Source organism: Pseudomonas sp. S12(2018), assembly GCF_024355235.1.
GTDB lineage: Bacteria > Pseudomonadota > Gammaproteobacteria > Pseudomonadales > Pseudomonadaceae > Aquipseudomonas > Aquipseudomonas palmensis.
On sequence record NZ_QLAD01000002.1, the window covers coordinates 1 to 24,994 of the forward strand.

Sequence of the window (24,994 nt, forward strand, 5' to 3'; positions counted from 1 at the left end):
AACTTGAACTCGACCATCCTCAAACTTAATAAAATTTTTTTACCAATCCCCGGAAAAGAGGGCTATAGCTTTGAGAGTACTCGATCAACTCTGCCTCTTCGAGCGACGACATGAATTGCACCGTTGCAGCAAGCAGGATACCGGTACTGGAACCATGCGGTACAAGCTGTGCCCCATGCTGCCGTGCCAGTTCAGCGATATGACGCATCTCACTCAACCCACCGCAGCGGGTGACAGCCGAACATGGCCTGCATGGTCTGCCAAATGCAGACCACCGCCCAGGGCGTGCCGTTGGAGATCTACTGCTTCACCCGCACCACCCTGTGGGTCGACTACGAGCGCATGGCCATCGACAAGATACAGGCAGATGTGTTCAAGAAAAGGGGCTATGAGTCTGGTGACTTCAGCTTCTTCGCTGAGCAATTGGAAAACCTGTTCCTTGATCCGCTACTCACCGCGCTGGACGAGTACGGCATCCCGACTCAAATCCCCACCCAGATCAAGACCATGATCTTATCTTCTGAGCAACTGAACGAGCTTCTTCGGAGGCTTAAAGGTGCCACACGTAGAAAGGCTTCGGCTGAGTCGTTTCGAAAAGGACGTGATGCAGTGAGCGATCGCTGAGATGTGATGGTCGTGGGAAGCGCCCTCTCCTGTCGAGGAAAGGTAGAAGGCTGTTTGCGAGATTAGTTGACCACTACAACAGGCCTGTCGGCTTGCTGGGCTGCGTTCAGACGTCGATCATTCTCAAGCGGTCAAAGGCATGCTGTTGCAGACTCAACCAACAAGCATAGAAGCTGGAAAATTTAGCCTATCAGGTAGTGCGAAGACACAATTATGATAGAATTCTAATTATCTACGCTGGCGATAAAGGGATTGTTTATGAGCGAAATCAGCATCACGTCAGGGTGTTCGATTGGCCACCTGACCAAGCACATTAATTTTGAAGAAACGATGGATTTTTCCTTTACGAAGGAAGCTAGCTTTACGCTTGGGGCTGAAGGATTTTTTATCTCATGCATCATTGCTCTCGCCCGCAGAAAAAAACTAGGTAAGATCAAGCTTCACCTCCGTAAAACCGATCTTGAACAACACGGGCTTCGAGACGATAACTATCTCAGCTCGCCGAGCATGATCAACATCTGCATTCAAGATGTAAGGATTTATGATAAATCGGAAGTAGATGTAACTGATCTATTGACTGAAATGGTAAGCAACACAGTCAATATGGATTATGGTGCATTTGAGGGCGGACAAGCATATTCACTTTATGCGCTAGATCCATATTTTATTCACCCACCCATCCTGAACTTGGGAAACAGTGAGCCTTCAGAAATTGACTTCAAAAGCGCTCTTGCCCCACGGATCCAAGAGTGCATATTCGGCGACACCGCAGCTGGGAGAGGCTCGCTCGAACACATCACTAGCTCTATGAGCCTATACGTACTCCTGAAAGAGGTCTGGGAAAACACCATTCATCACGCGAGAAGCACTCACGTATCGCTGAGATACATCAAGGTTTCGAAGGTGATTTATACCAATCTCCATCAAATCCAAAACACTGAGATTCCAGAAGCGCTGAGAAAATATCTCGAATTCCGGTTCAAAGAAGATGGTTCAAAAAAATACCTCATTATCGACATAGTCGATTCGGGCACCGGCATCTACGAGACACTCAAAGGTAATCTACCTGACTTGGATAAGGCTGAAGTTGTAAGATTAGCCTTCAACAAGAACAGCACATCTAAAATTCAAAGACCTCCTATTAGTCGTGGACTGGGATTGTTTTCCGCTATGGAATGCGCAAAAAAGCTGAAAGGAATGGTTATCATGACCACCTCCGGCACACTCTGCGTCAACTATGATTTCACCGAAGACAAATTCTTGAACGAAACTCAAGTATTTGACATGAATATTTCAGTAGATGACCTTTCAACATCGCTATCGCTCATCATCCCGGCCTAAACTATGAATCCAGTAATCATTAACTGCATTGGAATGGCAGCGCCGGCAGACGTTGAGCCGCTTCTTGCATCATCTGCTACCCCTTCAGACACCCCTTACGACAGTTGCTATCTCCTTGCCACAAACAAGGATTTTCTGGACGCCATGGGGGATGATGACAATGCCCCCATTAGAGACAAGCTGCTCGCACGATTGAATGTCGACCTTATCGCGATACTCTTTTACTGCAAAAAGGAACAGGCATACCAGGTCTATCAAATCCACTCGGACAAAGTCACACTTCTTGACAAAGACTTCAACATTGACGAAACGAGCTCAATTGACCTATCACGACTTTTGGAAAAACATTCAAGCGACAGCTTCATCCACGGCGGAGATCAGTATCATTTTGCGACCCCATCGCATAATCATACCAATGCGTTCTTCCGCCTCGGAGACTCCATTCGGAACCGAGACGACCTAGACAGAGTCACCTTTTGGCTCCTTAAGCATATTGATCTCGCCGACTATGTTTTTATTGATTCTTGGTCAATTGCAGCCATCCCGCTGCGAGCGCTTCAAATACTAAGTAAAGAAACTGCATTCGATGCGCTTCCTGCTCACCCAGCCAAGAAGATGGTTGACTGCAAAAGCGTCGTTTGTGCGCCAACACCGGCTCTGAAAACAGCTCAGAACCCGCTTCTTTTGGTCAGTGTAGTGAGCAGCGGCAGCCTCGTCGAAAAATTTCAAGAAATATTCAACGAAGTATATCCTAAAAAAACATTGTCGACCGTTTCAGTTTATTCTTTCTCGGAAAACAATTACAGCCTATGCATCGCAAATTACAACGTTATCAACTATAACTTTGATGACTGTAAATTTTGCGAAAGCGGCAGCAAGGCAATCGAGATCCACCCAAGCGCCTACTATGTAAAAGACCCAAAAGATTCCGGAATCAGCCTGACCCCGGCCATCGCGCGGATGGGCTACAGCTTCTTTGAAAAGTATCACGCACATCTGAATGATATCGTAACCTTCCACAAAGGGGACACGTCCAAAGGCAATAAGCATTACGCTTACTTCTTAGACTACAATCAGATTGCTAAAACTGAGCTCTTCCAAGAGGCTCTTCAGAAAGATTTTACCGAAAACCTAACTCCAGACTCAGTAGTGCTTTCAATTGTAGATGAACCCGCTATTAAGCTGGCAACTACAGCAAGGGGAGCTGTTTACCGCCACACCCCTAAACCAGCCAACATGATTGACGCAGATACGCTGACAGCCATAAAAAAGGCTGACAAAGTCTTGATCTATGATACCGTAACCATTAGCGGTAATTCTTTTACTCGATTCAACAACTTCATCAGACAAAATCCAGAATTAAGTGATGCGATTAAGGACATAACATTCCTTGCCGGGGTTTTTAGACCTGCATCATCATGGCGAACCAGTAAGCTTCTCCGGAACAGCCTGGGTTACCAAGATCCTAAAGTCCGTAGACGATTTGACCACATTGAGTACCTCGTCCTACCAGATGTCGGGCCTAAGGAGTGTCCTTGGTGTCTAGAACTAAGCTCGATTCAAGGCTCCCTAAAGCCCGCCCTAAAGAGCTCTGGGAATTTTTATCGCCGAGTCTCCAAGCTTTCCAACCTCGTTGACGGCGTGAAAGGAATTGACGCTGTGTTCCATATTGACCATACCAGCGAGACGGTTCTACTTGGGGCAGAGTCGGTTCTGGCCCCCACCGACACAGCAATCTGTGGTGTGATTCTGGCTGTTGCATCTGCACTACAACAGTTGCGCACAAACCAAAATGACAAAGCCCGATTAGCACCTGGCTTCCCTTACACTCAAGTATTGGACTCGGCAAATTTCGTAAGTTATTCGGAAGGTCTTATTCGCTCCGCCCTGATCCGCAATGCTGCTGCGATAGAGTTTGGAGTAGTCGAGAAAGAAAAGACAATTGAGATTTTGCTTAAGGAATTGGGCGACTTAGACCAAAGCAATATGCTTTCAGAATATATAATTGCTGTGATTTGTGGAAAACTTCCACCTTCATCCAAGCTAGGTGGAAATGTAAATATAAAACTGCAAAAGCTGATTAGTGAAAGCCCCGAGGTCATGAAGTTAGCAGCGGTCTAATCCAGCTCAGTTGAAAGCCACGTGAACGCCATGCGATGCTTGCGCATGGCGCTCACGATTTTCAAGCAAGGTGCGCTCTAGCTGACCTTGAGCATAAGCAAGTATCGATTGCAGGCCGCATTTTAGTCTTCTGGTGCCGGCTCAGCGAACAGGTGAGTGTCGAGTCTGCCGACACCAAGCGGCGTTTCCGCTATGATCCGGGACTCTCATTGACCACCTCATACCAAACCCAGACGCCATGACACTTAGTGACGCTGTCTTGATTCTGCTGCTAGCCGAACGCATTCATGGCACCGATGGTGCCGTTCGCCGGGCCGGCAAGAACATCGTGAAGAAATTGCCGCGCAGTAAACGGGATATCCTGTACAACCTGATCGACAGTCCAAATCCACTCAGGCTCATCCTGCACATTGCCGCCAACCTTGACGATTGACATCGCATGGGCTGGAAACACAGGCGAAATTCGGTGATAGGCATTACTGACGAAGATGAATAGAGCCGAATCGAACACCACAAACTTTATACCCTGTTCGACCAAGTGACCTAAGCCGTCGGGAGCGCTTTGGGCGACACGCAACTCTAGCGCTCAGCAACAGTGTTCCTAATCTCCACATAAGCTTCGACCACCCTTTCAAACCGCCCTTCCATAATTTTCGACTGCTGCTGTGCAGTAAAAACCAATTGCCCCCTAATATAATTTTCACTCAACGGAGGATCAGAACGATTTACATGAACACTCAAATCATTCGAAAAATGATGAAATTCGTGAGCCACAGTATGACTTCCCGAAACCAGCTTTATGATCGCATCATCAAAAGGGTTAGCTGCCTCTGAAGGGACAAGCCGGATAGACTTCCTCAGCAACACCCGCTCTGAATAGAGCAAATCTCGTCGAACCATAACAAATCTGAGAACATCTTTAAGTGGAACTCCACCCTCTAGATCACGCTCCAATACGTTATAGAAGTCCTGATAGTCATTAAATACGAGCTTAGCCGCATTAAAAGTTGGCAGAACATAATGCTCGTATGATACCGCCCTATGCCGCTTTCTTTCATTCAGCAGAGCAATGAAGCTATCAATAAGAGATTTGAACAGATCGAACGACATGATGCCTACCTTGGGATTAGTAAAAAACAACCAGTCAGGGCGGAGGGATTGATAGGTCACAATCTATTGGAGTTAGTAGCAACCGCCCTAGCTGGCTCAGATCCAGTAGTCATCTGATCTCTCAGCAAAGCGACGCTGAATTTGCCCTTCTCCCCCCGCAGCTACGGCAATCTTCTTCGTGTACGTGACCCTGCCCTTTACATTTGCGACAATCAACTAGGGCAAAACTCGCGAAATCAGTTGCTTCCGACTGCTCCTTCGTCATCTGACCTTCACTGCCACAGACAGGTCAGTCCTCACCGTAATAATTTGACTTTCCACGACACAGACGGCACTTTCACTGATCGTAGTTGGATAAATCAGTTTCATCTGCGTACTCGCCATCAACCTCCCTCTCCCCCGCAAACTGGGCAGCCCTTCCAATGGAATGAGCCCTTGCCATCGCATAGCGGACAGTCAACCTCATCGTAGGAACTGAGATCAATCTGGTCAGCCTGCCCTTTGGGAAGCTTTCTTTCCCCATGGCATTCACGGCATTCATCCCCGCTCCAAATTCCACTACCTTTGCACAGTGGACAATCGACTGGGTGATACGCTTTGAAATCAGTCAGATCAGAGAAGCGGCGTTCGAGCTTGCGCTCGTCTCGGTACACCAGGCAGTCATCACCTTCATGATAACCACTACCGTCGCACAATTGGCAGATGATCAATTCAAACTCTGTAAGGTCAACTTGTATACCCGCATCAATGGTGCCATCTGCATAGCAGACCGGGCAGTCGCTACCATTGTGGGCTTTGCCACTACATATGGAGCATGTAGAGCAGTATCGACAGGCAGTCGATGGCGAGGATTGAGTTCAACTAATTGCGTTGAACTCCTTCCTAGGCGAATCACAGATGCCCGATTCGACCTGAAAAAGCTGACCATCATTTTCGACTGCTTTGAGCGCTCAGTGTTCATGTCTCGAACAGACGGCGGCGACCTGGCCTCCCCTCTCTCGACGCAACTCGGCATGCATTGGTACGGTGCCAAAGCAATCGACCTATGCCGCGCCTCCTGTTGATCGATCAACCGACCCAAGTGTATTTCCCCTCAGAGTTACCGGTCTATCGTCATCACCAGAGTCCGCACGTAGCCCCTCCTCTGCATAGCCCCGAGGTGCAACCAAATACATGGCAGCGGGGCTGCCACTCAGGGTCTACCAGCACTACATATTGCTTTTAACTACCTCATATTCAGCGCTCGATAGGTGGGAGTGCTTGATCATGTGATCGATCATTGTCCTGATGTAGCCGTCAAGCTCAGCAAACAATTCTTGGCGCTCACTCCGACTTTTGACCAGTTGTTCAAGCCGCGCACCAATATGCACTATCCTTGTTCTAAGCCCTAATTGCTCCCGGGTGACCTTGTCCGTTTTGCTGGTCAGAATTTCGAACCTATCCAAGACACGCTTGCGCGCTTCAAGACCGTCAGCCATGTACCTCGACACAACCGTTTTTACTTTCGTGAATTTCTCATAATCATCTGGATAGACCAAAAATTCTATAAGGCTTAGCGCCTGTACAAACCTTGAGGTGGCGGACTGAGTTTGAAGCATTTGGGCATACAATGACAACGCATGCGTTACAATCTTCCCGACCTCGCCATCCTTCGGAAACTGATCCCATTCAGGCTGACGCAAATCCAGTCCCAATCCTTTTGTGTTGATCTGGCTAAACGCGGCCCCAGCCAGTAATACAGAGTCCATCGCGTCGGACTTTACAAGCACTGCAGCAGACATCATTGACTTGGATGTCAACTGGCCTGGCAATGCAGGCTTTGTCTCAGACGCTAGGTGTTCAAGTCTACAACCGAGGTAGTTGATAAAGTCATAACACAGGCCATCAACAATCTCGGATATCTTGACGATCATATCCATGTGAGCATCATGATCGCCCAACCTGAACTGCTCCCATGAAAACTTCAAAGGGATCACAAGAAGGGGGTAGTTATCTAGGTGACCAAGCCGCACACCCGAAGCATAAATTTGAGATGACGCCACTCTGTCCAGTTGATGTTTTTCAATTTTAAGGCGCTTCAAATCCAGTCTTCCAACCGGGTATATCATCACCCCACGGGGCAAGAATATTGATCGATCGGTGATCAAACGAGACAGGGGAAGGATTGCCAGGTGGCAGCCTTGATGCAGATACTCGCTGTACGCAGCAGACAGGTCGGCCTGATCGATCTCACAGTATATCGCACGATCATACCAATGCTCATGCTTGTCAGGGATAGAAACCTCTATCTCTACAGACCTCTTCTTTTCTGGAGGTGGCTCCATCTGCTCAGAAACGCCGAGCCAACACTCTAAGCATTTTCGCTCACAGCCATTTTTATAGTTAACCGGCGTATAAAAATGATACTCAGACATCTCAAAGTAGTCACGTATACTGTATTCTTTTTTGCACTCAGAGCAACCTCTAATAAGCTTTGTATCATAGGGGCTAAATGTGAGGCCTTCAACGGTGATCTTCAAAGCAGAACTGTCCTATTCAACGCAGCACTATATTGCCGCTTAGTATGATCCATCTTCACCCAGGAGATGTTTGGCAATACTGAGACCTTGGCTATACAAAACCCAAATATGCTTACGCGCCCACATCAATCGAAAACAGCGAGTTTCTCATCTGCTCACTGGCCAGCTCATCCATCACGAGACGCCGCAGCACGACGTAGTGGAGGTACTCGCACTTGTGGTTACGTAGTCACAGAAAGTCAGCCGCTGCATCGCTGTTGCCCCACTCCGCTCCGAGACAGGCTCGCTGGGCCTCAAAAGCCTCGCGTACAACGCCGGACATGTGCACCCGGGGTCAGATCATCATGGCCTGGAGGCCGCGCATAGACCGCAAGCCCTACAGCGAGGATTTCCAGCAATCGCTCACGGTATGATCGGGCGGCCAATTCCCAGACCTCGTTTTCGAGTTCAGCCTTAAACAAAACACAGTTACCACGGACTCCATTCGAGCCCAACTTTCAGCCAAACCGAATCTCTGCACCACCCTCCCAATGGGCAGGGTAAGCCTGCTGCCCCCATGGCCCGCCCAACAAGGATCCCCCCAGAATGCTCGTACAGTTTGACCTAAAGAGCAATGATCGAGACGCCCCCCTCCGTCACTGCCAAACGTTCCGTCCAGGCACGGGCGACGCACGAGAGGATGCTCGCTTAGCGGACGCACTCGAAGCACTTGAGGAGGCGCTGCAGCATCCGGAGGTCGAACAGGAGTAGATGTCAGGCAAGCCAGGGATTAGCTCTGCGGCCACCGTGGCTCCGTGTTGTCCGAAACGGGAATGCCCTGGACGGACTACACCGCACTCAAAGTAACAACGTTACCTTTGTTTTTTTGACTCCAAAGGGAGAAGCAATTCGGCCTAAAGGCCTTAAGGAGCGATTTCCCTTGCCCCTGCCGGGGCTGGTTCCATGTGAGCTTCAGCACCGTGGCAAACGCCAGAAGCGAAACAGCGAAAGGCTATTCAAAGCAAGTGGCAACACCTGTCAAAACCAGTGCCAGACTTCAATAAAACGGCGTCAGTACCGTCGCTGATTTTTCTTTGCCCTCAAATATAAGAACTCCGTCGCGTTTAAAGATTTTCAAGGGGGGGGGCGGCACTTTGTTCAGATTTCACTCAGCCATGTGGCACCCATCACAAATTCAGACCGGTTTACTCCGTTTTTTGCGCTTCAGTCGCTGAGCAATATCGCCATATCCAAGCGCTCGCACCGAGCCATTTCTCCCTGCTGAAATGCATCGAAATGTCCTAAACTTGGCATCCGCCCAACCCCAAAGGACATCGCCCATGGTCGTCAAACCGAACCTTGGCCCTCATGCCGGAGCAGCACTGAACAACCTCTCGTTCACCCGGGCGTTCAACCGGATCATGCTTGCGCCAGGGCGCCAGTACGTCACTCTCGGAGGTGTACCCTTCATAGCCAGAGCGCGGCTGACTCAGCGTGGCGCCCATGAAGGCGAGCCCGTGATCGTCTTCTACAGTGGTGGCCGTGAGAAAGCCCGCAGCTACGCGTGCTGCTGGGGCCTCCAGACCAACTGCAACAGCACCCATATCAACACGTACACGGCGGCACTCTGAGGCCACAGGCAGGCTAATGAAAAGCATCTGGCCTCCTCCTGATCAACCTCTCGCCCTTCCGCAAACCTATGCCGACTGACGCTCCACTCATGGAAACCAGACGGTGGGAGATACCGCCTGGAAGACAGCTGCCTTGGATCAGGTCTGAGGTCGGAGCGAGCAGCGTTGCATCATTCAGTGCTTAGGCGCAGCCGCAGAACGGCGGTACCCCTCGGCAATCGCCTCGATCCGCTCGGGGCGAATAACACCATCACCTCCCCCGGCACTCACCATGTCGAATATTGCATGGATAACCTCGTCGCTGTCAGGGATGTCAATCTCGGTGTTCCTGCAGAACAGCGAGCGAATCCGCTGACCTTTAACGATCTGACGCACCAGGATCTCGAAGCGATGCCCTTCGGGAATCTGGAACTGCTTGAGGTTGGGCGGTAGCTGCTCACGCTCCCCAGGATGCATGGGCCGCATACGATGAGTACGATCTTTGTTTCGCTCGAACCAGGCGGCGTCGTCAGATTTCCAAGGCGTGTCAGTGAGCGAGATCCCCGTAGGCTGGGTGACCATGCCACCTTTGCGCATCACTTCTTTCGTCATGACATCGATGGCATCAACACCTGAGCGCATGCGATCGACAGCGGCGAAAACATCTGAAGCAGGCATCTGCCCGCCAGGCGCTTGTTCCAGCACGCTGACGATGGCGTCTGTGTTTTGGCTGATGTAAACGCCAGACCCCATGATCGTTTCGAGCTTGCGGACACAACAGGTCGACGTCAGCACAACTTCACCATTCGGCAGTAGGCCACCAAACGTCTGGGCGTTGTGGGTCAGCAGTGCACGGCACACACCACAGTTGTCCCCATCCTTGCGCAAGATCTTTGGAAACTCTTTTTCGTAGCGACGCCGTGCAGTGCGATTCATGTCGAGGTCTCGTGGCCTGGTCTGTTGAAGAACCAGCTAACTGTAGACCACCATTCACCACTGCCGCAGACCCGGCCACAGTAGGTCGGCCCTGCCCTCCGAAACTGGGAATCAGGAGGAAGGGGTTCGCCTGCAACCAGGCATTCAGGCACAGTTGCTTGGGAAGGAAATGGGCAGGCAGTCATGAATTCTCTATCAAATAGGCAGGGATCAAGCCCTGTTGGTTTACACGGAGGGCGAGGCCTATTCATCCATGACCCGCAGCACGTGACCGAAGATGACGAGCCTCATCACTGGGCTATCATCGGTTTGGCAATAAATTGGGAGGCGTCCACGCTCCGGCCCCTTCGTCACAGATGAGCGCCGGTTTAGCAAAACGCTGAGCAGCCAAATCCCAAGCCGCCCAGAATGGGGGCTATAAACCGTCGATCCGAGCATCGCAACATGGCTTGATCTTTGCTTTTTGGGGAGACCTATGTCACGGCGTGATGGCTTGGCCGCCGCTCTGCGGGCCATACGATCAATCAAAGGTCTCGCCCAGAATGATCTTGCTTCGGCTGCTGACCGAAAGTTTCTCTATAAAATCGAGCAATCGAAGACCGAGTGACCCTGGGCAAACTTGAGGAAATCGCTCAAGCGGCGGGTATCGAGTTGAACACGCTGATGGTGCTAGCAACCATCGCGAACAGTGGTCGACCGGCAGCAGAGGTTCTCCACGACACCGCGTCGGAGCTTGCCTGGTTCGAAGACCAAGGGGGCCTCGCAGAGCTCACACTCCAGGTGTCAGCAGGCTCAGTCGAAGCGCGGGCGCAAGATCGGCTGAGGCGTAGAGAGGCTGTCCAGTCCTGCAAGGAAGCGGGACTTACGCAACGCCAGACAGCGGCCCAACTCCAGCTCGCCAAGTCGACGGTGGCTGATCTTTGGAACGACTGACACTCCCCTGCACGCGTTTCCTGGACATATACGGCCCCCGGAAACGCCCTCCTTTGCAGTGTCAATAATGGCACTGTAGAATCACACCCGGAAGAGGCAGGTTCCTCCTCTCGCTTACGCGAGGGTGGTTCTGATAATGAACGGTTTCGACCGTTGAGCGCACGCTCACTGATCCCCTTGGGGATGTTCAAATGTACTCAAATCCTCCTGCCTTCTTCCACTATTTCTAAGGAGAGGTGCGGGTGAAGGACAAGGTCTGGTTTACCTACAAGTCGCGAATCCAAGCTCATAAGCGCCTGGAGTGGCTAGACTTCCATTCGCAGTTGCTACTTGTCTGGTATGCCATCCTAAGTACAATTCTCGGCGTACTGACCATTCGCTACTCTCACATCATTGGCCCTGACACTGACGTCATGGCCGCCGTGCTTTCTGTTGCACTGCTCGGGGTCTCCCTCGCTGTGACCAACCGCGACTTCCGTGGTCGGGCCATGGCGATGCGTAACAATTACCTGCAGCTGCAGAACCTCTATAACGTACTGGATGCTGAAGAGGCAGCTAAGATTCCACCGACGCCGACCCAAATCAGCAAGTACAGCGACCTTCTCGCCGAATGCGAAAATCACCGGGAGATCGATGACCGTATCGCTCGGGTGTTCGCCAGCAACCTCAGCAGTCGCCATCCAACAAAGTATGAAAAAACGTATGCCATCTGCTGGCTCGGTATCCGGCTGGTCGTCACCACGGCGCTCTACGCCCTGCCACTGATAGTGGGGCTTTACGCCTGGGCAATTAAATGAACGCTGCGCGTAGCTTCAACAAACACTTTGCCCGCAAGCCGCTGCTCCGGATCTATACCGACAAGATCAAGACGTCAGGTGCCATTGGCCTTGATCGTACACGGCCCGCCAAGCTGGACGAAAACCTGAACGAGGAGCTCGACCTCATCATTCAGAAGGCTCATGAGGGCACGTACCGTTTCACTGCGTACAAAGAGAAGTTGATCCTCAAGGGCGCCACTTCCAACCCTCGACAGATCTCGATTCCAACGGCCAGAGACAGGATTGTGTTGCGAGCTTTGTGCGATAGCCTCGCGGAAGTGTTCCCCGCAGCAAAGCTATCGCTGCCCCAGGAAGTCATCGATGACCTGAAAGCCGGACTGGAGTCAGGCAAATACGCAGAATATGCGAAGATCGATCTGAAGAATTTCTACCCATCGATCCCGCACTCCCTGATCAGGTCGACGATCTGGAAGAAGGTGCGCAAGCCACAATTCAGGCATCTGATCGAATCTGCGATCACCACACCCACCGTGCCCGAATCCAAGGGCCGCAAGGACACACCCGACTCAACTCTCGGTGTACCTCAGGGCTTGGCGATATCCAACCTGCTGGCTGAGATTGCCCTGCAGGACATCGACGCAACGTTCAAGGCCCGTCGAAACATCTGGTACAAACGCTATGTCGACGACATCCTGATTTTGGCGCCAAAGGGCAAGGCCAAACCTGTGGCCGATAAGCTCATCACAGCCCTGAAAGATCTCCAACTCTCCCCCCATGACTTCGGCCCTGAGTCCAAGTCGAAAGTGGCGGATCTGACTGAGCCTTTCAGCTTTCTGGGATACCAGGTCGATGGCGACCAAATCATCATTCGCCGTGAGAGCATCCACCGGTTCGAATCTTCACTCGCGAAGATCTTCACCGCCTACCGGCACAAGGTCACGGGCCCTCAAACTAACAAAGACCGGCAGCGCGCCAGGGCCTACTGTGAATGGAAGGTCAACCTGCGGATCACTGGCTGCTTTTTTGAGGGCAAACGACGAGGCTGGGCTTCTTACTTCTCCCAGATCACCTCGACGAAACAACTGCGATCGGTCAATCACACCATCCGCAAGCTCACCCAGCGCTTCTCCCTGGAAGGGAAGATCCAAACGAAGTCGCTCATCAAGACCTTCTATGAGCTCAAGCGTGGCAAACCTGAGAGTCATTCCTACATCCCCAATCTGGATAATCTCGACCTCGACCAGAAGAGGGCGCTGCTGGCGATTTGGATCGGCGACGATGCGTGGGATTTAGCTGATGCCCGCGCTGAGCGGCTCTTTGCGATAAAAGTCACCAAGGCTGTCCGCGAGCTTGAGGAAGACATCGCTCAAGCTTCGTGATGTGGCCTATCCGCTCAGACATCTCTGTGTAATGCCGATGGCGCTCATCGGCCTACCATCGGACTCCTGAATCCCCTGTACCTACACTTTCACAACAGAAAGGAAACTTAACTAATAAACATGCTGAAATCGCACTTCGCTGAACAGGGTAGTTCAGGCACTTTGCACAAGAGCTCGCAGCACTATACTCTGTTTTCGAGAGTGCAACAGTATGCTAAGGCGCTCCGCTGCTTGCTTATGTAGACTTGACGCAGTGAAAAGGATCACTCGACGCTCCATGGTCTCGGCAGCCTACCTTTGCCATAGGTGCTATCCGTTCGGGTGGTGAAACGCAGGGCTTAGGCAAGCCCATTTGCCGTCGCTAGCGCAACGCCCGCCATCAGGTGTCAAGCTTACCAAAGCCCTTCCCTTTTCCAGGTTTCAACCTTGATGCCGGCCAAACGAAGTCGGCACAATGCCGGGTGTCAGTGAAGACGCCAACCTGCATCGCTATTTTCTCCGGAAGCGACGGGGCAGCTACGGAGCGATGCCATCAGCCATGGGAAGATCAAATGCAGGGCATGAACGTAAACCACGCTCCTCAGATTTCACTTCTTAAAGACATTGACGATCAGCTTTTAGATGCTTGGAATTCTGTCTATAAGCTGCAGGATCTCAGCCATCATTACGACCATAAAAATGATGTAAACGAAGACTACGACGAGGAAGTCTTGTATTTCGCGTCCAAGATCGATCGCATTCACCTCTCAATTTGCGTACTGATTGAGTCTCTGGGCTACAGTCGGCTGCTGAAAAACTTCAAATCGGGTTACACAATATACGCTGACAAACCAACAGCCTGCTCTCCCAATCGGGATGGTGATTTTCACAGCAAGACGCTAGGTTACTTTTGGAAATTCCATAAAACCATCTCCGCCCTCGTCAACCCAAACACTATTGAAACCGATGAACAAAAGCAGCGCGCCATGCTCGAAGTCATCTTGAAGAACACGTCTAAAATTGTCCACGATAGCAACTCTACGCCCAACTGTGAGGCGGATGTACGCAACTGCATTTATAGACTATTGACCCATATTTTCCCGGACACCAAGCGCGAAGTACCAATCGCACAAATCTCCGGCACTTACAAGGCCGACATTGCCATCCCTTCTGTCAAAACAGCGATAGAGTTTAAATATGCAATTACGCAAGAGAAGGCAAAGATTGCAATCGGTGGCTTTTATGAGGACATGCGTGTGTACGCGGGGAGCAATGATTGGAAACATTTCTACGCCGTCCTGTACATGGCAAAGCCGTTTTTCACGATCGAGCAGATCCAAGCTGAGTTTGCCCACGTTGGAGCCAATCGCAATTGGTCACCAATCCTTGTACACGGCGAGGGAACACGTAATCGCACAAAAGCTTAAGCTCCCTTCAAAGTAGCTTGAGAACGCGTCAGCTGCTTCTTGCGGCTTCCCTTCTGGGTACGCAAGCCAGAGCGGCTACCAAAGCGTTGGGAAGCGCTCAACAAGCCACTCGATGAAAACCCCAAGCCTCGCCTTCTCATGAAGGCTTGGGGGATTGACGATGTGGAACCAGGGGTTGCGGGGCTGGAAGGATGAGAGAGCTGTCCATCGTGTTCGGAAAAAATGGATAATGGACAAAAACCCCAACTTACTTAACCGTACAGCTTTTCTATATCCATTTAATATTTTAGTTCACACCAGAGCTTCTAGCCACCGGCACTTGTGATCCAGATACCAAACACCTTAATTTATAAATCCCACACCTGCACAACCATAAGTTTTTTTTGCAACAAACTCTCCGCAAAACATCTATCACCACAAAAATTTCAAGGAGCGAAACATGGCTAAACGCACAAACCCGCTAAATGATCGCCAAATGGCGGACTCCAACAATGCAATGCATATAACCATGAACTTCCTTTCACGCTTTTCCCTCCCAATATACAAAGATATGACCTGTGGTCGTCCAGAGTTAATAGGAACAGGATTCGTTATTGATTTTCATGACCGATACTACTTTGTCAGCGCTGCACATGTCATGGATCATCATGAGTATGAGCAACCATTATTCTATTTCACCAATACCAAAAATCGTCAGTACATCCAAGGCGCGTCGAGAACATCTTCACAAGATATCGCCAATAGAAAGAATGATCATATCGACTTAACAGTCGTAAAGCTTCCAATCGGCCAAGGGCAACCCGAAGATGAAATAGGAAAAAGAGCTATCCCGTCATCCCTGATCGCACAAGACACCTCTAAGATCGATGATTGCCGTTTAATCTTGTCAGGATATCCATTAACCAAACAAAAGCCTGATGACAAAAACAAGCTGCTTAACACGTCTTGCTACACCTGGATTGGAAAAAGCATCTCAAATGATGTATATCGAAGATTGAAGTTTAAGAAATCTAAAAATCTTCTAGTGCAGTTTGAACGTAAAAATATAGTAGGCCTTGACGGCCTAAGGGGGACGATGTTTCCTGAGCCACGCGGCGTGAGCGGTTCTCCAGTTTGGCAGACAGTAGGATATCGGAACGAAGAGCGCATATTGGTGATTGATGGGTTCCTTCTCGCGGGAGTTTTGATCGAGCACATTCCAGAAGGGAAATGCTTTTTGGCAACGAGCATCGATATAGTGATGCAGATGGTCATCGACCTTCACCTTTCCCTGAGCGAATAGTGGAGTTTGAGGCGACTAATGGAATGTTCGGCCACTGCGCCTCAACAAGGGCCGAAGTACTAGTTTTATATTACTTGACAAAGGACTCTCGGCACCAACCTGCGTTACACTGGTATTCGCATCCCGCAAAGGTCGTCTACCTCCATGGCTCTGATCGGTGGTAGACGGCTGGTTTCACAGATTGATGGGCTACTTAGTGACTTGGACTTCGATGATCGCCATCGCGATTTCCAGATCCTTCAACATGTCTCTGCGCGGTTTGCACTCTGCATAACCATCGATAACGATACCGCGAACACGCTTCAGGGCGGAGAGTTGATCCGACACCGTCGGATACACGGAAGGCTGCCCACCGTAGTAGGTCTCGTAGAAGCCCACTCCACGATCACTCTCCCGGTACTCCGAATACATCCAATTTTCCAGCGTCGAGCACCATGTGCGGATCTTGTGATATGCCTTGAAGGGCATAGGCGAGATCATCAGGCACTGAAGCTCTGCCCCAACCCGCTTGTGATCTGCCTGGCTTAATGGCTTCTCCGGACGCCAGAGCAGTGGATACCCGGCTTCCCGGTGATACTCGACAGCACCTTTGCTAAAGCCATAAGTGGTGCCAGGCCGAGCCCGGCGAGCTACACCACTCGCCTTCCTCGCAGGGCTGACGAACCGAGCGTTGTAGGAATCGGAAACACCAGGCCACTCTTGTTCACCAGACGGCATCACCGCGATTGGCGAAAGCCCTTCCAGGGTCACGGTGATCCTGCTTAGCAAGTCCGCTGCCGGGGAAATCAGATGTGGTACCGCATTGTCCGGGTAATACAACCCCGCCCATGCAGGCTTGGTCAGGTGCAGAGACTTTTCTGTGATCCAAGCGGCTCGCCTCTCGACCATCGACGACTCATTCACGTGCCCATAGGGTTCATCCAACGCTACCCACACGTCCGACGCGGGGTCGACCCACAGAGATGCGTGATCTTTTGATGGCAAGCCCGTGAGCAAGTCAAGCGATTGCCTTTGCTTTTGGGAGGTTGCCGGACGGAGTCCACTTGCCTCCATGAACTGCAACGTCAGCGCAGCTCGCACCAGGAGCTCCCACGCACGAGCCTGGCTGGTAGCGTTGGAGATCATCTCAAGGTGATCCGACGCTTCTTGCCGAAACCCGTCCAGGTTGCGGGCGAAGGTTGCCTGGTGCTTCGACACGATGGTGTTCAGCGGACGAGGCAGAATGATCTCCAACGTTTCACAACCCGCCGAACGAGGTTTGGTGTTCGTGTCCCGCCAGTAAGCGGAAAGGAAAACTAAGTGTTGGTTTTGGTGCAATGCCGTTTTCGGGAGTACTTCCCCTGATGCCAACATCTGCTGTGCTTGAAAGTAATCGCGATAGCCGAGTTGGCGTGCAACGATATCAAGCGCCTCGGCATGCTTTTGGCCGGGCAGACAGATTTTCTTGGCTCGTTTCTTGATGCCCTTGATTGTCTTGGGTAGGGTCTTGCTGACGCTGACACGCTCAGGGAGCGAGGATAGTGTGCTCATAATTTTCTCCAACCCCATGATCAACGCCACCCGCCTACGTCTTACTGGGGCCGCAAAAAATCATGGCCTAGGAGATCGTGCTGTTACAGGTAGTGCCCTTTCGAGCTTTCACTGACGGGTGAGATACGCCTACCTTGCGCAGCTCAGAGACTATCGAGACGGCTTCAGATTTGCAATGCGTCCGCCGAATTTTCTGCGACAAGAAAATCGCCATCACGGTTTCCAGCACTACCCGCTGATTCACCTAACTCATGGCAATCCCGCCACACCTTGAAAACGCAGCCGGCATAAGCCTCAGGAGCAGTACTCAACGATGACCACTGAATCTCAAGCTATCGGACGTGACATGAGCAAATGCACTTGGGCGTTTCTCGTCAAAGGGCCACGCTCGTCATTGGAATGCCTTCCATCGGTCAGTCCGTGGTGGTCGATCGCGTTTGCAACCGACCGCTCAGAATGGGAGGCATCCATACCCGATCAACAACATGAGGCTGATTCAAACCGGCAGTTCGACTTGGCCATGCAAGCGATAATCCGCATGAATGGCATAGCCGTAAGCTCGGGGCAACCAGGCTTGATCGAAATGACGCACCATGTCGACTACGACCATGAAAACAACAGGGATGTAGCCATCCCGCTGAGGCTGGTGTTTAAAACCAACATTCTTGGAGGCTTTGGCCCGACCGAGCGTGCAGCGGTAGACTTTTCCAGGATTCTTCCTGAGAACCTTCCCAGACTGGCGACCCTGCTTGATTACTGGGGCCAACCAAATGCCGAGTCGTACGAGGGTTTGTACAAAATCATGGAGTTTATCCAGTCTATGGACGCGGAAATTCTCAAAAGCGTTTCAGGCAAAGCCCTCAAACTACTGAAACAAACCTGTAACAACTTCCACACTGGCCTATCGGCGCGCCACTCAGATGTGCGTGAGCCGCCTGTGCTCAAGCCCATGCCACTGAGCGAAATCCGGAAGATTGTTAGAGGCTTCACCGAGCTTTACATCAGGTCGATTACCCTGCCAGGGCATGCATCCAACGAACCCGCTCTGTAGCAATCTGACGCGCCTGTGGAGTGGTCGCACCAGCTAAGTTTCTTGCTTCAGCGCCCTCCCGGCCAGCCTCTCAGACGTTAGTTGCTTGGCTTTGACGGCTGGCTGGCAAAGACCTTCGTCATCCCAAGCAGAGAGTCGACCAGCAATTCAAGCATCTGGCGCCCTTGCACCACTGGATCGGCCTGCTGATCAACACCGACCAGATCAAACGCGTCAGCAAATCCTGAAGACGGTAAATGCGCGTCGGCCTGCCTCAACTGGTTGATCCCCACCAGCACCTTGGTCAGCGCCCTTGCTTCCTCTAATGTCGCTTCCCGCTTCATCAGACCGGCTTCCACATGCTTCACAGACCCCGATTTCGTTTTCCCAGGTTGTGCCCCCATGGCAGTCAACGCAGCTCCATCAAGCGACTCCACTGTCAGCCTCGCTAAATCCTTAGCAAGCTCAAGTACCCCAGTGTTCTCCAAAGCCCGGAACCGGTGAACACGCTTGAAAATGTCGTCAGTCGCATGGTGCGGAGAGAACAGTGGCTTGCCGCTGACCTTCTCAAATGTAGCGTTGAGCTCGTCGTATGCCGGACGCAGCCTTGCCTCAGGCGCTTTCGTATCAGCAGGGGAAGCTTTAGCCTGAGACGCCAACAGCTCCTCTGACACCCCGCCCTCGGGAACCACGTTCGCACCGGCCCATACACGCTGCTGCCAAGGTGGAAGCCGGCCAATGTCCTTGGCATATACGTTGAGCAACCCGAGAGAATTCAAGCCGAAATGGACGCTGTCTCCGATTGAAACCCCAATAGCGCCAGTGTCCCGGGTATACCATCGAAGATAAGAGCCTCGGTAACTACCGAGCAAGGTTGTGACATTCGGGCGAAACCACAGCCAACCACCTGTGGATTCAAGCTCATCTCCGCTGATACGCTCGCCAGAGGCATTAATCGCGAAGTCCACCTTGGTCAGCGACGCTTCGCCCTTAACTCGTTCGCTCACACGCCCAGGCTCAACAACCTCAGTCATCGAAAGCGAACCACTCAGAGAGTGGAGTTTTCTCCCCTCATGCTGGATCGACCAGGATTTGGACACGACAGAATCGTCGTCGGGTAAACCGAGCTTCGGCACGTCGTCATCAGCATCAACGTCTGTGCGCGAGACATGGAAGACTCCCGTTGAGGAGCCATACGGCTTCCCGCCCTCATGAATTTCAGAATTGATCCCTTCCCACTCCCTCCCATCCTTTTCCTCCTGGATGAATCCTGAAGCCCAGTCAATATGGGACGCATCAGACACGGTCTGTGAGCGGTTTCGGTAACTGGTAAGCAGGAGGTACATGCCCCGAGCTTTCAAATAATCACGGAGGTGCTCAGTGCGCGCCTCCAGAAGCACAGGCTTACCCTGCTCGTCACGCTTGAGCCTTACGACCTCCAGGAAGCCCTCGACTGGCCGCAACCAAATGTCGCCTTCGCGCTGCAGGCCCAGTGAGATCACGAGATCCTGATGCAGGTGCCACTCATTCGGCGCCGCACCATCGAAGTTCTGCTCGATAACCAGTCCAGTGCCTACCGCATCAGAATGATGACTGGCCCAGTCACCTGCCCAATAGTAGGTTGTGACAAAAGTAGGCTCTGCTGGAGCCACTGGTTCGGGAGGAGCGGCAGATTTGGTTTGGCGAGTGCGTAGGGACAAGTTCAGGTCTGTAAATGGCACACGGAAGCTTGCGACCGATTTCCCCTGCTCGGTGTGGGTTGGACTCGAATCTTGCGACGTGTCGTGTCCATTCTCATTGGGCCATGCCCGATGTGTTTCCTCACCGCCGGCAAAGGTGTTCCCACCAATGTCGCCCCAGCCCAGTTTGCTTATTTCATCGCGATGTTGGAGGTCAAACATGACCGATGCAACGCCGAAGTATTCTTCAAGATAGCCCTCATAGCCATACTCCCCCTCAGACGTCAGCATGTAATCAGCACGCAGCGGGATCCAGACCTTTTCCGAAACGGATGACTTCCGGATTTTGGTCATTTCAAACCAAGCCTGTTCTTTGCAGACAGCCGTCTTTGGAATCACCGACATCGCAGCACCAGCGTCCCCTTTCAAAACGATGACGGCCACTAGGTGGCGCTCGTGGTCGGTCTCAGCCAGAGCTTGCCGCATCGCTTCGCGCATCCCGGCGTGCGGGATAGTCTGGTCAATCGCCTCGGAAGGAAAAAAGGTACCGGGACTCTCGAAGCCGTCTTTTTCATACCGCCACAGGACAAAGCTTGGGCCATGCGCAACAACGGCATCCGTGCGACTGAGATCGCTCCAGGCTCCGCGCCAGTGCTCGGCGATGGCTTGAGCCTGCTCATTCGCATTCGCAGGCGGAGCCATTACAGCTGCCTCATTGCCTTTGGCGTCCGTGTCAACCTCAGCCCCCCCCACCTCGTGATCCTTGCCCATCAGCCCCTCGCGTTTGCTGCCTGCTAGCCAAAACCGCAATTTAACCACGAGCTGTGAGCTTTGTTGCAAAGACACTCTCGATTCTGAAGGCCGGGATGAGATCACCCCCTGCGGCTATTAGACCTCGATATTACCCGCAACCGAAAACCAGACGATAGAGAATCGATCACCGCGCTATGTAACGAGTGATCGACAACACTACACAATTAAATCAGCCTCTCAGTGGGAAGAAGCCATATCTCCCAATCTTTTTGCTTTTCGTGAAATGCTGATAATTCATATGAGGAATGAGCGCCATATCAGGCTCCTTGTTCTCAAATATAATTACTTGAGAGTCCTTGAAGTTATCAGCGATATCCTGATAGAACGCATAAATTACATCCGCAGCTACTTCCCCATCATCTTCCTCAGGTTCCGGATCCCCTTCCTTATATGTGGTCAGCGGGGAATCAAGCACTACAAAACCAGGGTGGCGTCCAGAAAGCTTCAGCAGATTCATCAGCCCCAGAGCAAATGCAGAGGAAGCAATCGCTCGATACCCTTTGCCGAAATTGCCTCTCTTACTTCCACCAATGGTGATGTCACGCGCATCGAAATCGAATTCCACTGGGGAGTGATTCGGGAAACTCCAGCGCTGTAAGATATCCTGAATCTCTTTCACCAGGGGCTTGGCAGAGTCCTCAAAGCTTTCAGGAGTATAAGTGTTTTGCTCCTCAAGCAGCAGAACACCCAGTCGGTTTAACTCCTCCCTCAGCTTGGCCTTATCCTTCACGAGTCTATCCAGCACCGAGTGATCGTGCTTAAGGCACGCAGCAAGCTCCTTCAGGTCACTCACTGCCTGAACCAACCCCTGGAGCTCCGAGGTGATAACCTTCTCCACTGCCGCGATGGACGTCTTGGTGCTCTCAGCGCTTGAGGTGTTCCGCTCAATCGCTGCCGTCAGAGATCCCTGGGCTTCCGCGAGCTCGTGGATATTCTTCGAAATTCGATCCAACTCGAAGGAGACACCTTTCTTGATGTCATCTACGTCCGTCGTACATGACTCGGAGTCGAAATGATTCCCACAGGTTGGACAAAGCACCGCGTCCGCACAGTCAAGTAGAACTGCCGCCTGCTCAATGCCCTGAAGGCGCTGGCGATCTGATTCGTACTTCTGGCCAAGCATGTTAAATCGGCTAAGCAGAGCCTTGTCTTCAGCAATTTTGCCTTCGACCAACTCCAGTTCGGTGATATGGTTGGCCTTCTGGGTGAACAGGTCTTCACTCGAATGGAACGCGCCTTCCAGTTCCTGCTCAGCCAGCTTCATCCGAAGCGCGACCTGGTCGACAAACGAGCTGAGCTTCTGAAGTTCAAGGCTTTCAGCGGCATCATTTCCTGGATAAAACTGCTTGATAATTCCCTCTACAGCAGTAGCCTTATGTCTCAATGCCCCCTTTGATTCCAACTCCTTTTTAGCCTGTTTAACCCCGGTATCGTCTTTACCCGTTAACAGTAGCTTCAGGATGGATTTTTCCATAAAACGCTCATCCTTCTGGCCCGTACCTAAAGGAGAGTACTCAGCCACGATCCGCGTCTCATCCATCAACAAGACATTCTCAAAATAACGAAGAGAGAATGAGGCATTATTTAGCGACTCTGTCCCTTTCAACAAAAGCTTTCCATTCAACCCCAATCTGTGCAAAAACTGGTTGGAAATCGAGTTCATTTTCTTAGGATTGTGCTTAATCCCTAAGATCAAAACCTTCCCCTCTTCATCATAAAGTGTAGGTTTGGAGCTTTCTGAAAGGTGCCTCTCGATGGTAAAGGAGCGCCCATCATCATGCACAAACTTCACCTTGAGCGTGGTGTAGCCCTGCGACTCCTTGATGGACTTCGGCGGTGTATTTGAACCAAGGGCGAATTTCAAGCACTGCACAATGTATGACTTACCGGTATTGGAGCCACCCTGAACAACGTTCGCGCCCTTTTCAAAAAAAACAGCAGCATCTCTCAGGTCAGGGCCACTCACGACAATACTTTCAATAAACATCAGATCGCCCTTTCAACTTTATAAATGGTGCGACGTTGAATCGTGAGATAATCAATATTCTCTTCAACCCATGACACATGCCGCCTGAAACCTGAGTGATACTCAGTAGTTAAGTTGGAGGCAAATTCACTGCCTGCCGTGGTGATGGAATATCGAACGCCATGCTCATCAACCTGGGAAGTCATCAACCCTTTTGCGGTAAAAAGTTTGATCGCGCCAGGGAAGATCTCCCGTCTTCGAACCAGTTCAGCTAGACGATTAATCATCATTGGATGCAGACTCGACTCTCCTTGAAAGTCACCACTATAAATCGATGCGTAGTCAAAGAAGATCAGCTCATCCAGATCAAGCGCTCTGGTAAGTCCAGCAAGCAATAGAACGATACGCGCACCAACTTCAACAGGGCTATTATATAAATCTTTCGGCTTCATGGTTTTTTCTTCTTCACCCATGTGAGTTTACGGTCGTTCACTAATTGATGACATAACCCCTGGCGGTCGGCGACTTGCAGGAAATGACGCAGCGGATGAGAATCGTATTGTACCTTCGTGGAGTGCTCGGTCACTTTGAGAAACCGCTGCAATCCATCATCGTGCTTCTGGTAATAAACACTGTCTATGCCATCATGGCATGATGCTTTGAGTTTGTCGTAGCAGCCAGCAGGAAACCCATCTCGGGAAAATGCCTCTAAGTATTCTGCACTGAAGAAGTGTATCCTAGCCCGATCCATAAGGCGTTCATACTCACCTTCCATAACGCTTTTAAATGTATACTCAGCCCCATCCGCTTCGGAAAATGCGTCCAAGAGAGCCTCGATATAAACTTTCTCGTTATCAGCGACTGTCGCCGGTGCAACCTCTGGAACTACTGGACGCTTTAGGTGATAACTACCGAATCGGGACGTGTGGTATGGCGTCCGCGCGTGCATCTTTATCAAGTCCAGCGAAGACATCTCATCAACAAACGAAAAGTCGATACTCTTTAGATAATCTAGCAAATCCCCTTCTAGAGGTATTGACTCCTTGCTGGAGATTTTATTCTTGCACGCTTTGTCCCAGCGCTTGATTAGCTCACCCTGAATTCTGGACTTTTTGGTGAATATACCCATGCAAGGCGCGCTGCACCCTTTCGGCGTTACAAAGCGGTAGTTGCGCGGCAGGGTGTACTCTTTTTTCCAGGTGTAGTAAACGAGCTTTCCCAGTTCGGCTGCGACGTCGGCAATGCTCAGCTTCTCTTTGTAGTGCTTACATTGAAAATTGTCCCACCCTGTTGCGAACTTGGCGATGACATCACGCCCCATGTCACCCCCGCCGCCACACAGCGTTACCGAGTCGTAATCCTTATCTAGATAAGATACAAATTCGGAGGTAAAAACCTCCCATTCAGACGCCGACATAATCTGCAGACGCTCTAGTGGCTGAACGGGCGCCCCCTTCTCCACATCCAACGCTGTGAGCTCGAACGCAGGGGCAGGCGGAATATTGATGGGTTTCTCGCCAATTGACATCAGCTACACCTCCGAAGGGGTGCCGAGTTTGCGGAGCTACAATATAAAAAGATCATAAGTTGATATCGCGTTCCAGCTGACGCCCCTTGATACGATATGGCATATCAGCAATAATTTTGCTCGGATCCTTCCGCAAAGCACTCGTGAGTTTCTTCAGGAAACGCTGATTCAATTCCATGTTTCCCGCTAATTCATCAATGATGATATCAGGGTAAACATCAGCGCCTTCCAGTCCAATTGCCAGCGCCGCGCGAGCTGCGCCAATGGGCTTGTCCATCGCATACTCGACCAGATCAGCGGGATGAAAAACGTACTCCTGCTTCTGTTCTTGTCCGTTTTCCTGTCCTACTTCCTGTTCCTGCTCACTCATGCATGAGTACCTTGGTTGTTGAAATGTTGTTCGTATGGATTCTTCGTTGTTGGGCTTTC

At 51.2% G+C, this 24,994-nt stretch carries 21 protein-coding genes and 1 pseudogene; 12 read left to right on the forward strand and 10 right to left on the reverse strand.

All coding sequences use genetic code 11. The annotated features are described in order from the left end of the window. Window positions 1-25: 25 nt before the first annotated feature. Complete coding sequence (locus DN388_RS25390; RefSeq protein WP_369682775.1) at window positions 26-208, reverse strand: hypothetical protein; 183 nt, start codon at window positions 206-208, stop codon at window positions 26-28. 29 nt (window positions 209-237) lie between these two features. On the opposite strand from DN388_RS25390, the pseudogene DN388_RS03825 reads away from it, so the two are divergent. The 4 genes and pseudogenes from DN388_RS03825 to DN388_RS03840 all read left to right on the forward strand — a co-directional run. Further along, window positions 238-342: pseudogene (locus DN388_RS03825) on the forward strand (hypothetical protein); the annotation flags it as partial. A 540-nt stretch (window positions 343-882) separates the two neighbouring features. Further along, on the forward strand, window positions 883-1,965 hold the full coding sequence (locus DN388_RS03830; protein WP_254996824.1) for a hypothetical protein: 1,083 nt from the start codon (window positions 883-885) through the stop codon (window positions 1,963-1,965). 3 nt (window positions 1,966-1,968) lie between these two features. Then, entirely contained in the window at window positions 1,969-4,086 is a 2,118-nt protein-coding gene (locus tag DN388_RS03835; RefSeq protein WP_254996826.1) for a hypothetical protein, read from the forward strand. A gap of 238 nt (window positions 4,087-4,324) precedes the next feature. Further along, a complete protein-coding gene (locus tag DN388_RS03840; protein WP_254996827.1) occupies window positions 4,325-4,519 on the forward strand; it encodes a hypothetical protein in 195 nt (64 codons plus the stop codon). Between the two features lie 146 nt (window positions 4,520-4,665). On the opposite strand, the gene DN388_RS03845 is transcribed toward DN388_RS03840, so the two are convergent. After that, window positions 4,666-5,196 carry a hypothetical protein gene (locus DN388_RS03845; protein ID WP_254996829.1) on the reverse strand — a complete coding sequence of 177 codons (531 nt, stop codon included), beginning with the start codon at window positions 5,194-5,196 and terminating at the stop codon, window positions 4,666-4,668. A 521-nt stretch (window positions 5,197-5,717) separates the two neighbouring features. Here DN388_RS03845 and DN388_RS03850 point away from each other — a divergent pair. Both DN388_RS03850 and DN388_RS03855 read left to right on the forward strand, forming a co-directional pair. Continuing rightward, entirely contained in the window at window positions 5,718-6,260 is a 543-nt protein-coding gene (locus tag DN388_RS03850; protein ID WP_254998177.1) for a hypothetical protein, read from the forward strand. Then, a complete protein-coding gene (locus DN388_RS03855) occupies window positions 6,242-6,421 on the forward strand; it encodes a hypothetical protein (protein ID WP_254996831.1) in 180 nt (59 codons plus the stop codon). The genes DN388_RS03850 and DN388_RS03855 overlap by 19 nt, the downstream gene beginning before the upstream one ends. On the opposite strand, the gene DN388_RS03860 is transcribed toward DN388_RS03855, so the two are convergent. Then, window positions 6,405-7,715: a hypothetical protein gene (locus DN388_RS03860; protein ID WP_254996832.1), complete on the reverse strand. Its 1,311-nt coding sequence runs from the start codon at window positions 7,713-7,715 to the stop codon at window positions 6,405-6,407. The two genes, DN388_RS03855 and DN388_RS03860, sit on opposite strands and share 17 nt — an antisense overlap. 1,319 nt (window positions 7,716-9,034) lie before the next feature. On the opposite strand from DN388_RS03860, the gene DN388_RS03865 reads away from it, so the two are divergent. After that, complete coding sequence (locus DN388_RS03865) at window positions 9,035-9,325, forward strand: hypothetical protein (protein ID WP_254996834.1); 291 nt, start codon at window positions 9,035-9,037, stop codon at window positions 9,323-9,325. A 174-nt stretch (window positions 9,326-9,499) separates the two neighbouring features. Here DN388_RS03865 and DN388_RS03870 read toward each other — a convergent pair whose 3' ends face one another. Continuing rightward, window positions 9,500-10,240: a hypothetical protein gene (locus DN388_RS03870; RefSeq protein WP_254996836.1), complete on the reverse strand. Its 741-nt coding sequence runs from the start codon at window positions 10,238-10,240 to the stop codon at window positions 9,500-9,502. A 1,175-nt stretch (window positions 10,241-11,415) separates the two neighbouring features. On the opposite strand from DN388_RS03870, the gene DN388_RS03875 reads away from it, so the two are divergent. The 4 genes from DN388_RS03875 to DN388_RS03890 all read left to right on the forward strand — a co-directional run bounded on the left by DN388_RS03875 (window position 11,416) and on the right by DN388_RS03890 (window position 16,019). Further along, window positions 11,416-11,970, forward strand: coding sequence for an SLATT domain-containing protein (locus DN388_RS03875; protein ID WP_254996838.1), 555 nt, complete (start codon window positions 11,416-11,418; stop codon window positions 11,968-11,970). Further along, window positions 11,967-13,331 (forward strand): RNA-directed DNA polymerase, encoded by a 1,365-nt coding sequence (locus tag DN388_RS03880; protein ID WP_254996840.1) that lies wholly within the window; start codon window positions 11,967-11,969, stop codon window positions 13,329-13,331. The genes DN388_RS03875 and DN388_RS03880 overlap by 4 nt, the downstream gene beginning before the upstream one ends. 467 nt (window positions 13,332-13,798) lie before the next feature. After that, the gene (locus tag DN388_RS25395) at window positions 13,799-14,737 is read left to right on the forward strand and encodes a hypothetical protein (protein ID WP_254996842.1); all 939 of its coding nucleotides are present in this window, start codon (window positions 13,799-13,801) and stop codon (window positions 14,735-14,737) included. Between the two features lie 439 nt (window positions 14,738-15,176). Beyond that, entirely contained in the window at window positions 15,177-16,019 is an 843-nt protein-coding gene (locus DN388_RS03890; RefSeq protein WP_254996844.1) for a trypsin-like peptidase domain-containing protein, read from the forward strand. A 189-nt stretch (window positions 16,020-16,208) separates the two neighbouring features. Here DN388_RS03890 and DN388_RS03895 read toward each other — a convergent pair whose 3' ends face one another. After that, window positions 16,209-17,549, reverse strand: a complete 1,341-nt coding sequence (locus DN388_RS03895) for a hypothetical protein (RefSeq protein ID WP_254996846.1) — start codon at window positions 17,547-17,549, stop codon at window positions 16,209-16,211. Window positions 17,550-17,862: 313 nt separating this feature from the next. On the opposite strand from DN388_RS03895, the gene DN388_RS03900 reads away from it, so the two are divergent. Beyond that, on the forward strand, window positions 17,863-18,600 hold the full coding sequence (locus DN388_RS03900) for a hypothetical protein (RefSeq protein ID WP_254996848.1): 738 nt from the start codon (window positions 17,863-17,865) through the stop codon (window positions 18,598-18,600). Between the two features lie 77 nt (window positions 18,601-18,677). Here the strand turns inward: DN388_RS03900 and DN388_RS03905 are convergent, their stop codons facing one another. The 5 genes from DN388_RS03905 to DN388_RS03925 all read right to left on the reverse strand — a co-directional run bounded on the left by DN388_RS03905 (window position 18,678) and on the right by DN388_RS03925 (window position 24,935). Next, the gene (locus tag DN388_RS03905; RefSeq protein WP_254996852.1) at window positions 18,678-21,104 is read right to left on the reverse strand and encodes a hypothetical protein; all 2,427 of its coding nucleotides are present in this window, start codon (window positions 21,102-21,104) and stop codon (window positions 18,678-18,680) included. A gap of 136 nt (window positions 21,105-21,240) precedes the next feature. Further along, window positions 21,241-23,058, reverse strand: a complete 1,818-nt coding sequence (locus tag DN388_RS03910) for a hypothetical protein (RefSeq protein WP_254996855.1) — start codon at window positions 23,056-23,058, stop codon at window positions 21,241-21,243. Further along, window positions 23,058-23,510 carry an ABC-three component system middle component 2 gene (locus DN388_RS03915; protein WP_254996858.1) on the reverse strand — a complete coding sequence of 151 codons (453 nt, stop codon included), beginning with the start codon at window positions 23,508-23,510 and terminating at the stop codon, window positions 23,058-23,060. Before DN388_RS03915 ends, DN388_RS03910 begins: the two co-directional genes overlap by 1 nt. Next, window positions 23,486-24,565, reverse strand: coding sequence for an ABC-three component system protein (locus DN388_RS03920; protein ID WP_254996860.1), 1,080 nt, complete (start codon window positions 24,563-24,565; stop codon window positions 23,486-23,488). Before DN388_RS03920 ends, DN388_RS03915 begins: the two co-directional genes overlap by 25 nt. A gap of 52 nt (window positions 24,566-24,617) precedes the next feature. Next, window positions 24,618-24,935: a hypothetical protein gene (locus tag DN388_RS03925; protein WP_254996861.1), complete on the reverse strand. Its 318-nt coding sequence runs from the start codon at window positions 24,933-24,935 to the stop codon at window positions 24,618-24,620. Between the last annotated feature and the right edge of the window lie 59 nt (window positions 24,936-24,994).

Coding starts and splice junctions, on each gene's coding strand:
- DN388_RS03840 (WP_254996827.1), top strand. CDS start 4,325: ATGACACTTAGTGACGCTGTCTTGATTCTGCTGCTAGCCGAACGCATT.
- DN388_RS03920 (WP_254996860.1), bottom strand. CDS start 24,565: ATGTCAATTGGCGAGAAACCCATCAATATTCCGCCTGCCCCTGCGTTC.
- DN388_RS03850 (WP_254998177.1), top strand. CDS start 5,718: ATGGCATTCACGGCATTCATCCCCGCTCCAAATTCCACTACCTTTGCA.
- DN388_RS25390 (WP_369682775.1), bottom strand. CDS start 208: ATGCGTCATATCGCTGAACTGGCACGGCAGCATGGGGCACAGCTTGTA.
- DN388_RS03915 (WP_254996858.1), bottom strand. CDS start 23,510: ATGGGTGAAGAAGAAAAAACCATGAAGCCGAAAGATTTATATAATAGC.
- DN388_RS03910 (WP_254996855.1), bottom strand. CDS start 23,058: ATGTTTATTGAAAGTATTGTCGTGAGTGGCCCTGACCTGAGAGATGCT.
- DN388_RS03865 (WP_254996834.1), top strand. CDS start 9,035: ATGGTCGTCAAACCGAACCTTGGCCCTCATGCCGGAGCAGCACTGAAC.
- DN388_RS03830 (WP_254996824.1), top strand. CDS start 883: ATGAGCGAAATCAGCATCACGTCAGGGTGTTCGATTGGCCACCTGACC.
- DN388_RS03925 (WP_254996861.1), bottom strand. CDS start 24,935: ATGAGTGAGCAGGAACAGGAAGTAGGACAGGAAAACGGACAAGAACAG.
- DN388_RS03895 (WP_254996846.1), bottom strand. CDS start 17,549: ATGAGCACACTATCCTCGCTCCCTGAGCGTGTCAGCGTCAGCAAGACC.
- DN388_RS03845 (WP_254996829.1), bottom strand. CDS start 5,196: ATGTCGTTCGATCTGTTCAAATCTCTTATTGATAGCTTCATTGCTCTG.
- DN388_RS03870 (WP_254996836.1), bottom strand. CDS start 10,240: ATGAATCGCACTGCACGGCGTCGCTACGAAAAAGAGTTTCCAAAGATC.
- DN388_RS03890 (WP_254996844.1), top strand. CDS start 15,177: ATGGCTAAACGCACAAACCCGCTAAATGATCGCCAAATGGCGGACTCC.
- DN388_RS03835 (WP_254996826.1), top strand. CDS start 1,969: ATGAATCCAGTAATCATTAACTGCATTGGAATGGCAGCGCCGGCAGAC.
- DN388_RS03880 (WP_254996840.1), top strand. CDS start 11,967: ATGAACGCTGCGCGTAGCTTCAACAAACACTTTGCCCGCAAGCCGCTG.
- DN388_RS03855 (WP_254996831.1), top strand. CDS start 6,242: ATGCCGCGCCTCCTGTTGATCGATCAACCGACCCAAGTGTATTTCCCC.
- DN388_RS03900 (WP_254996848.1), top strand. CDS start 17,863: ATGACCACTGAATCTCAAGCTATCGGACGTGACATGAGCAAATGCACT.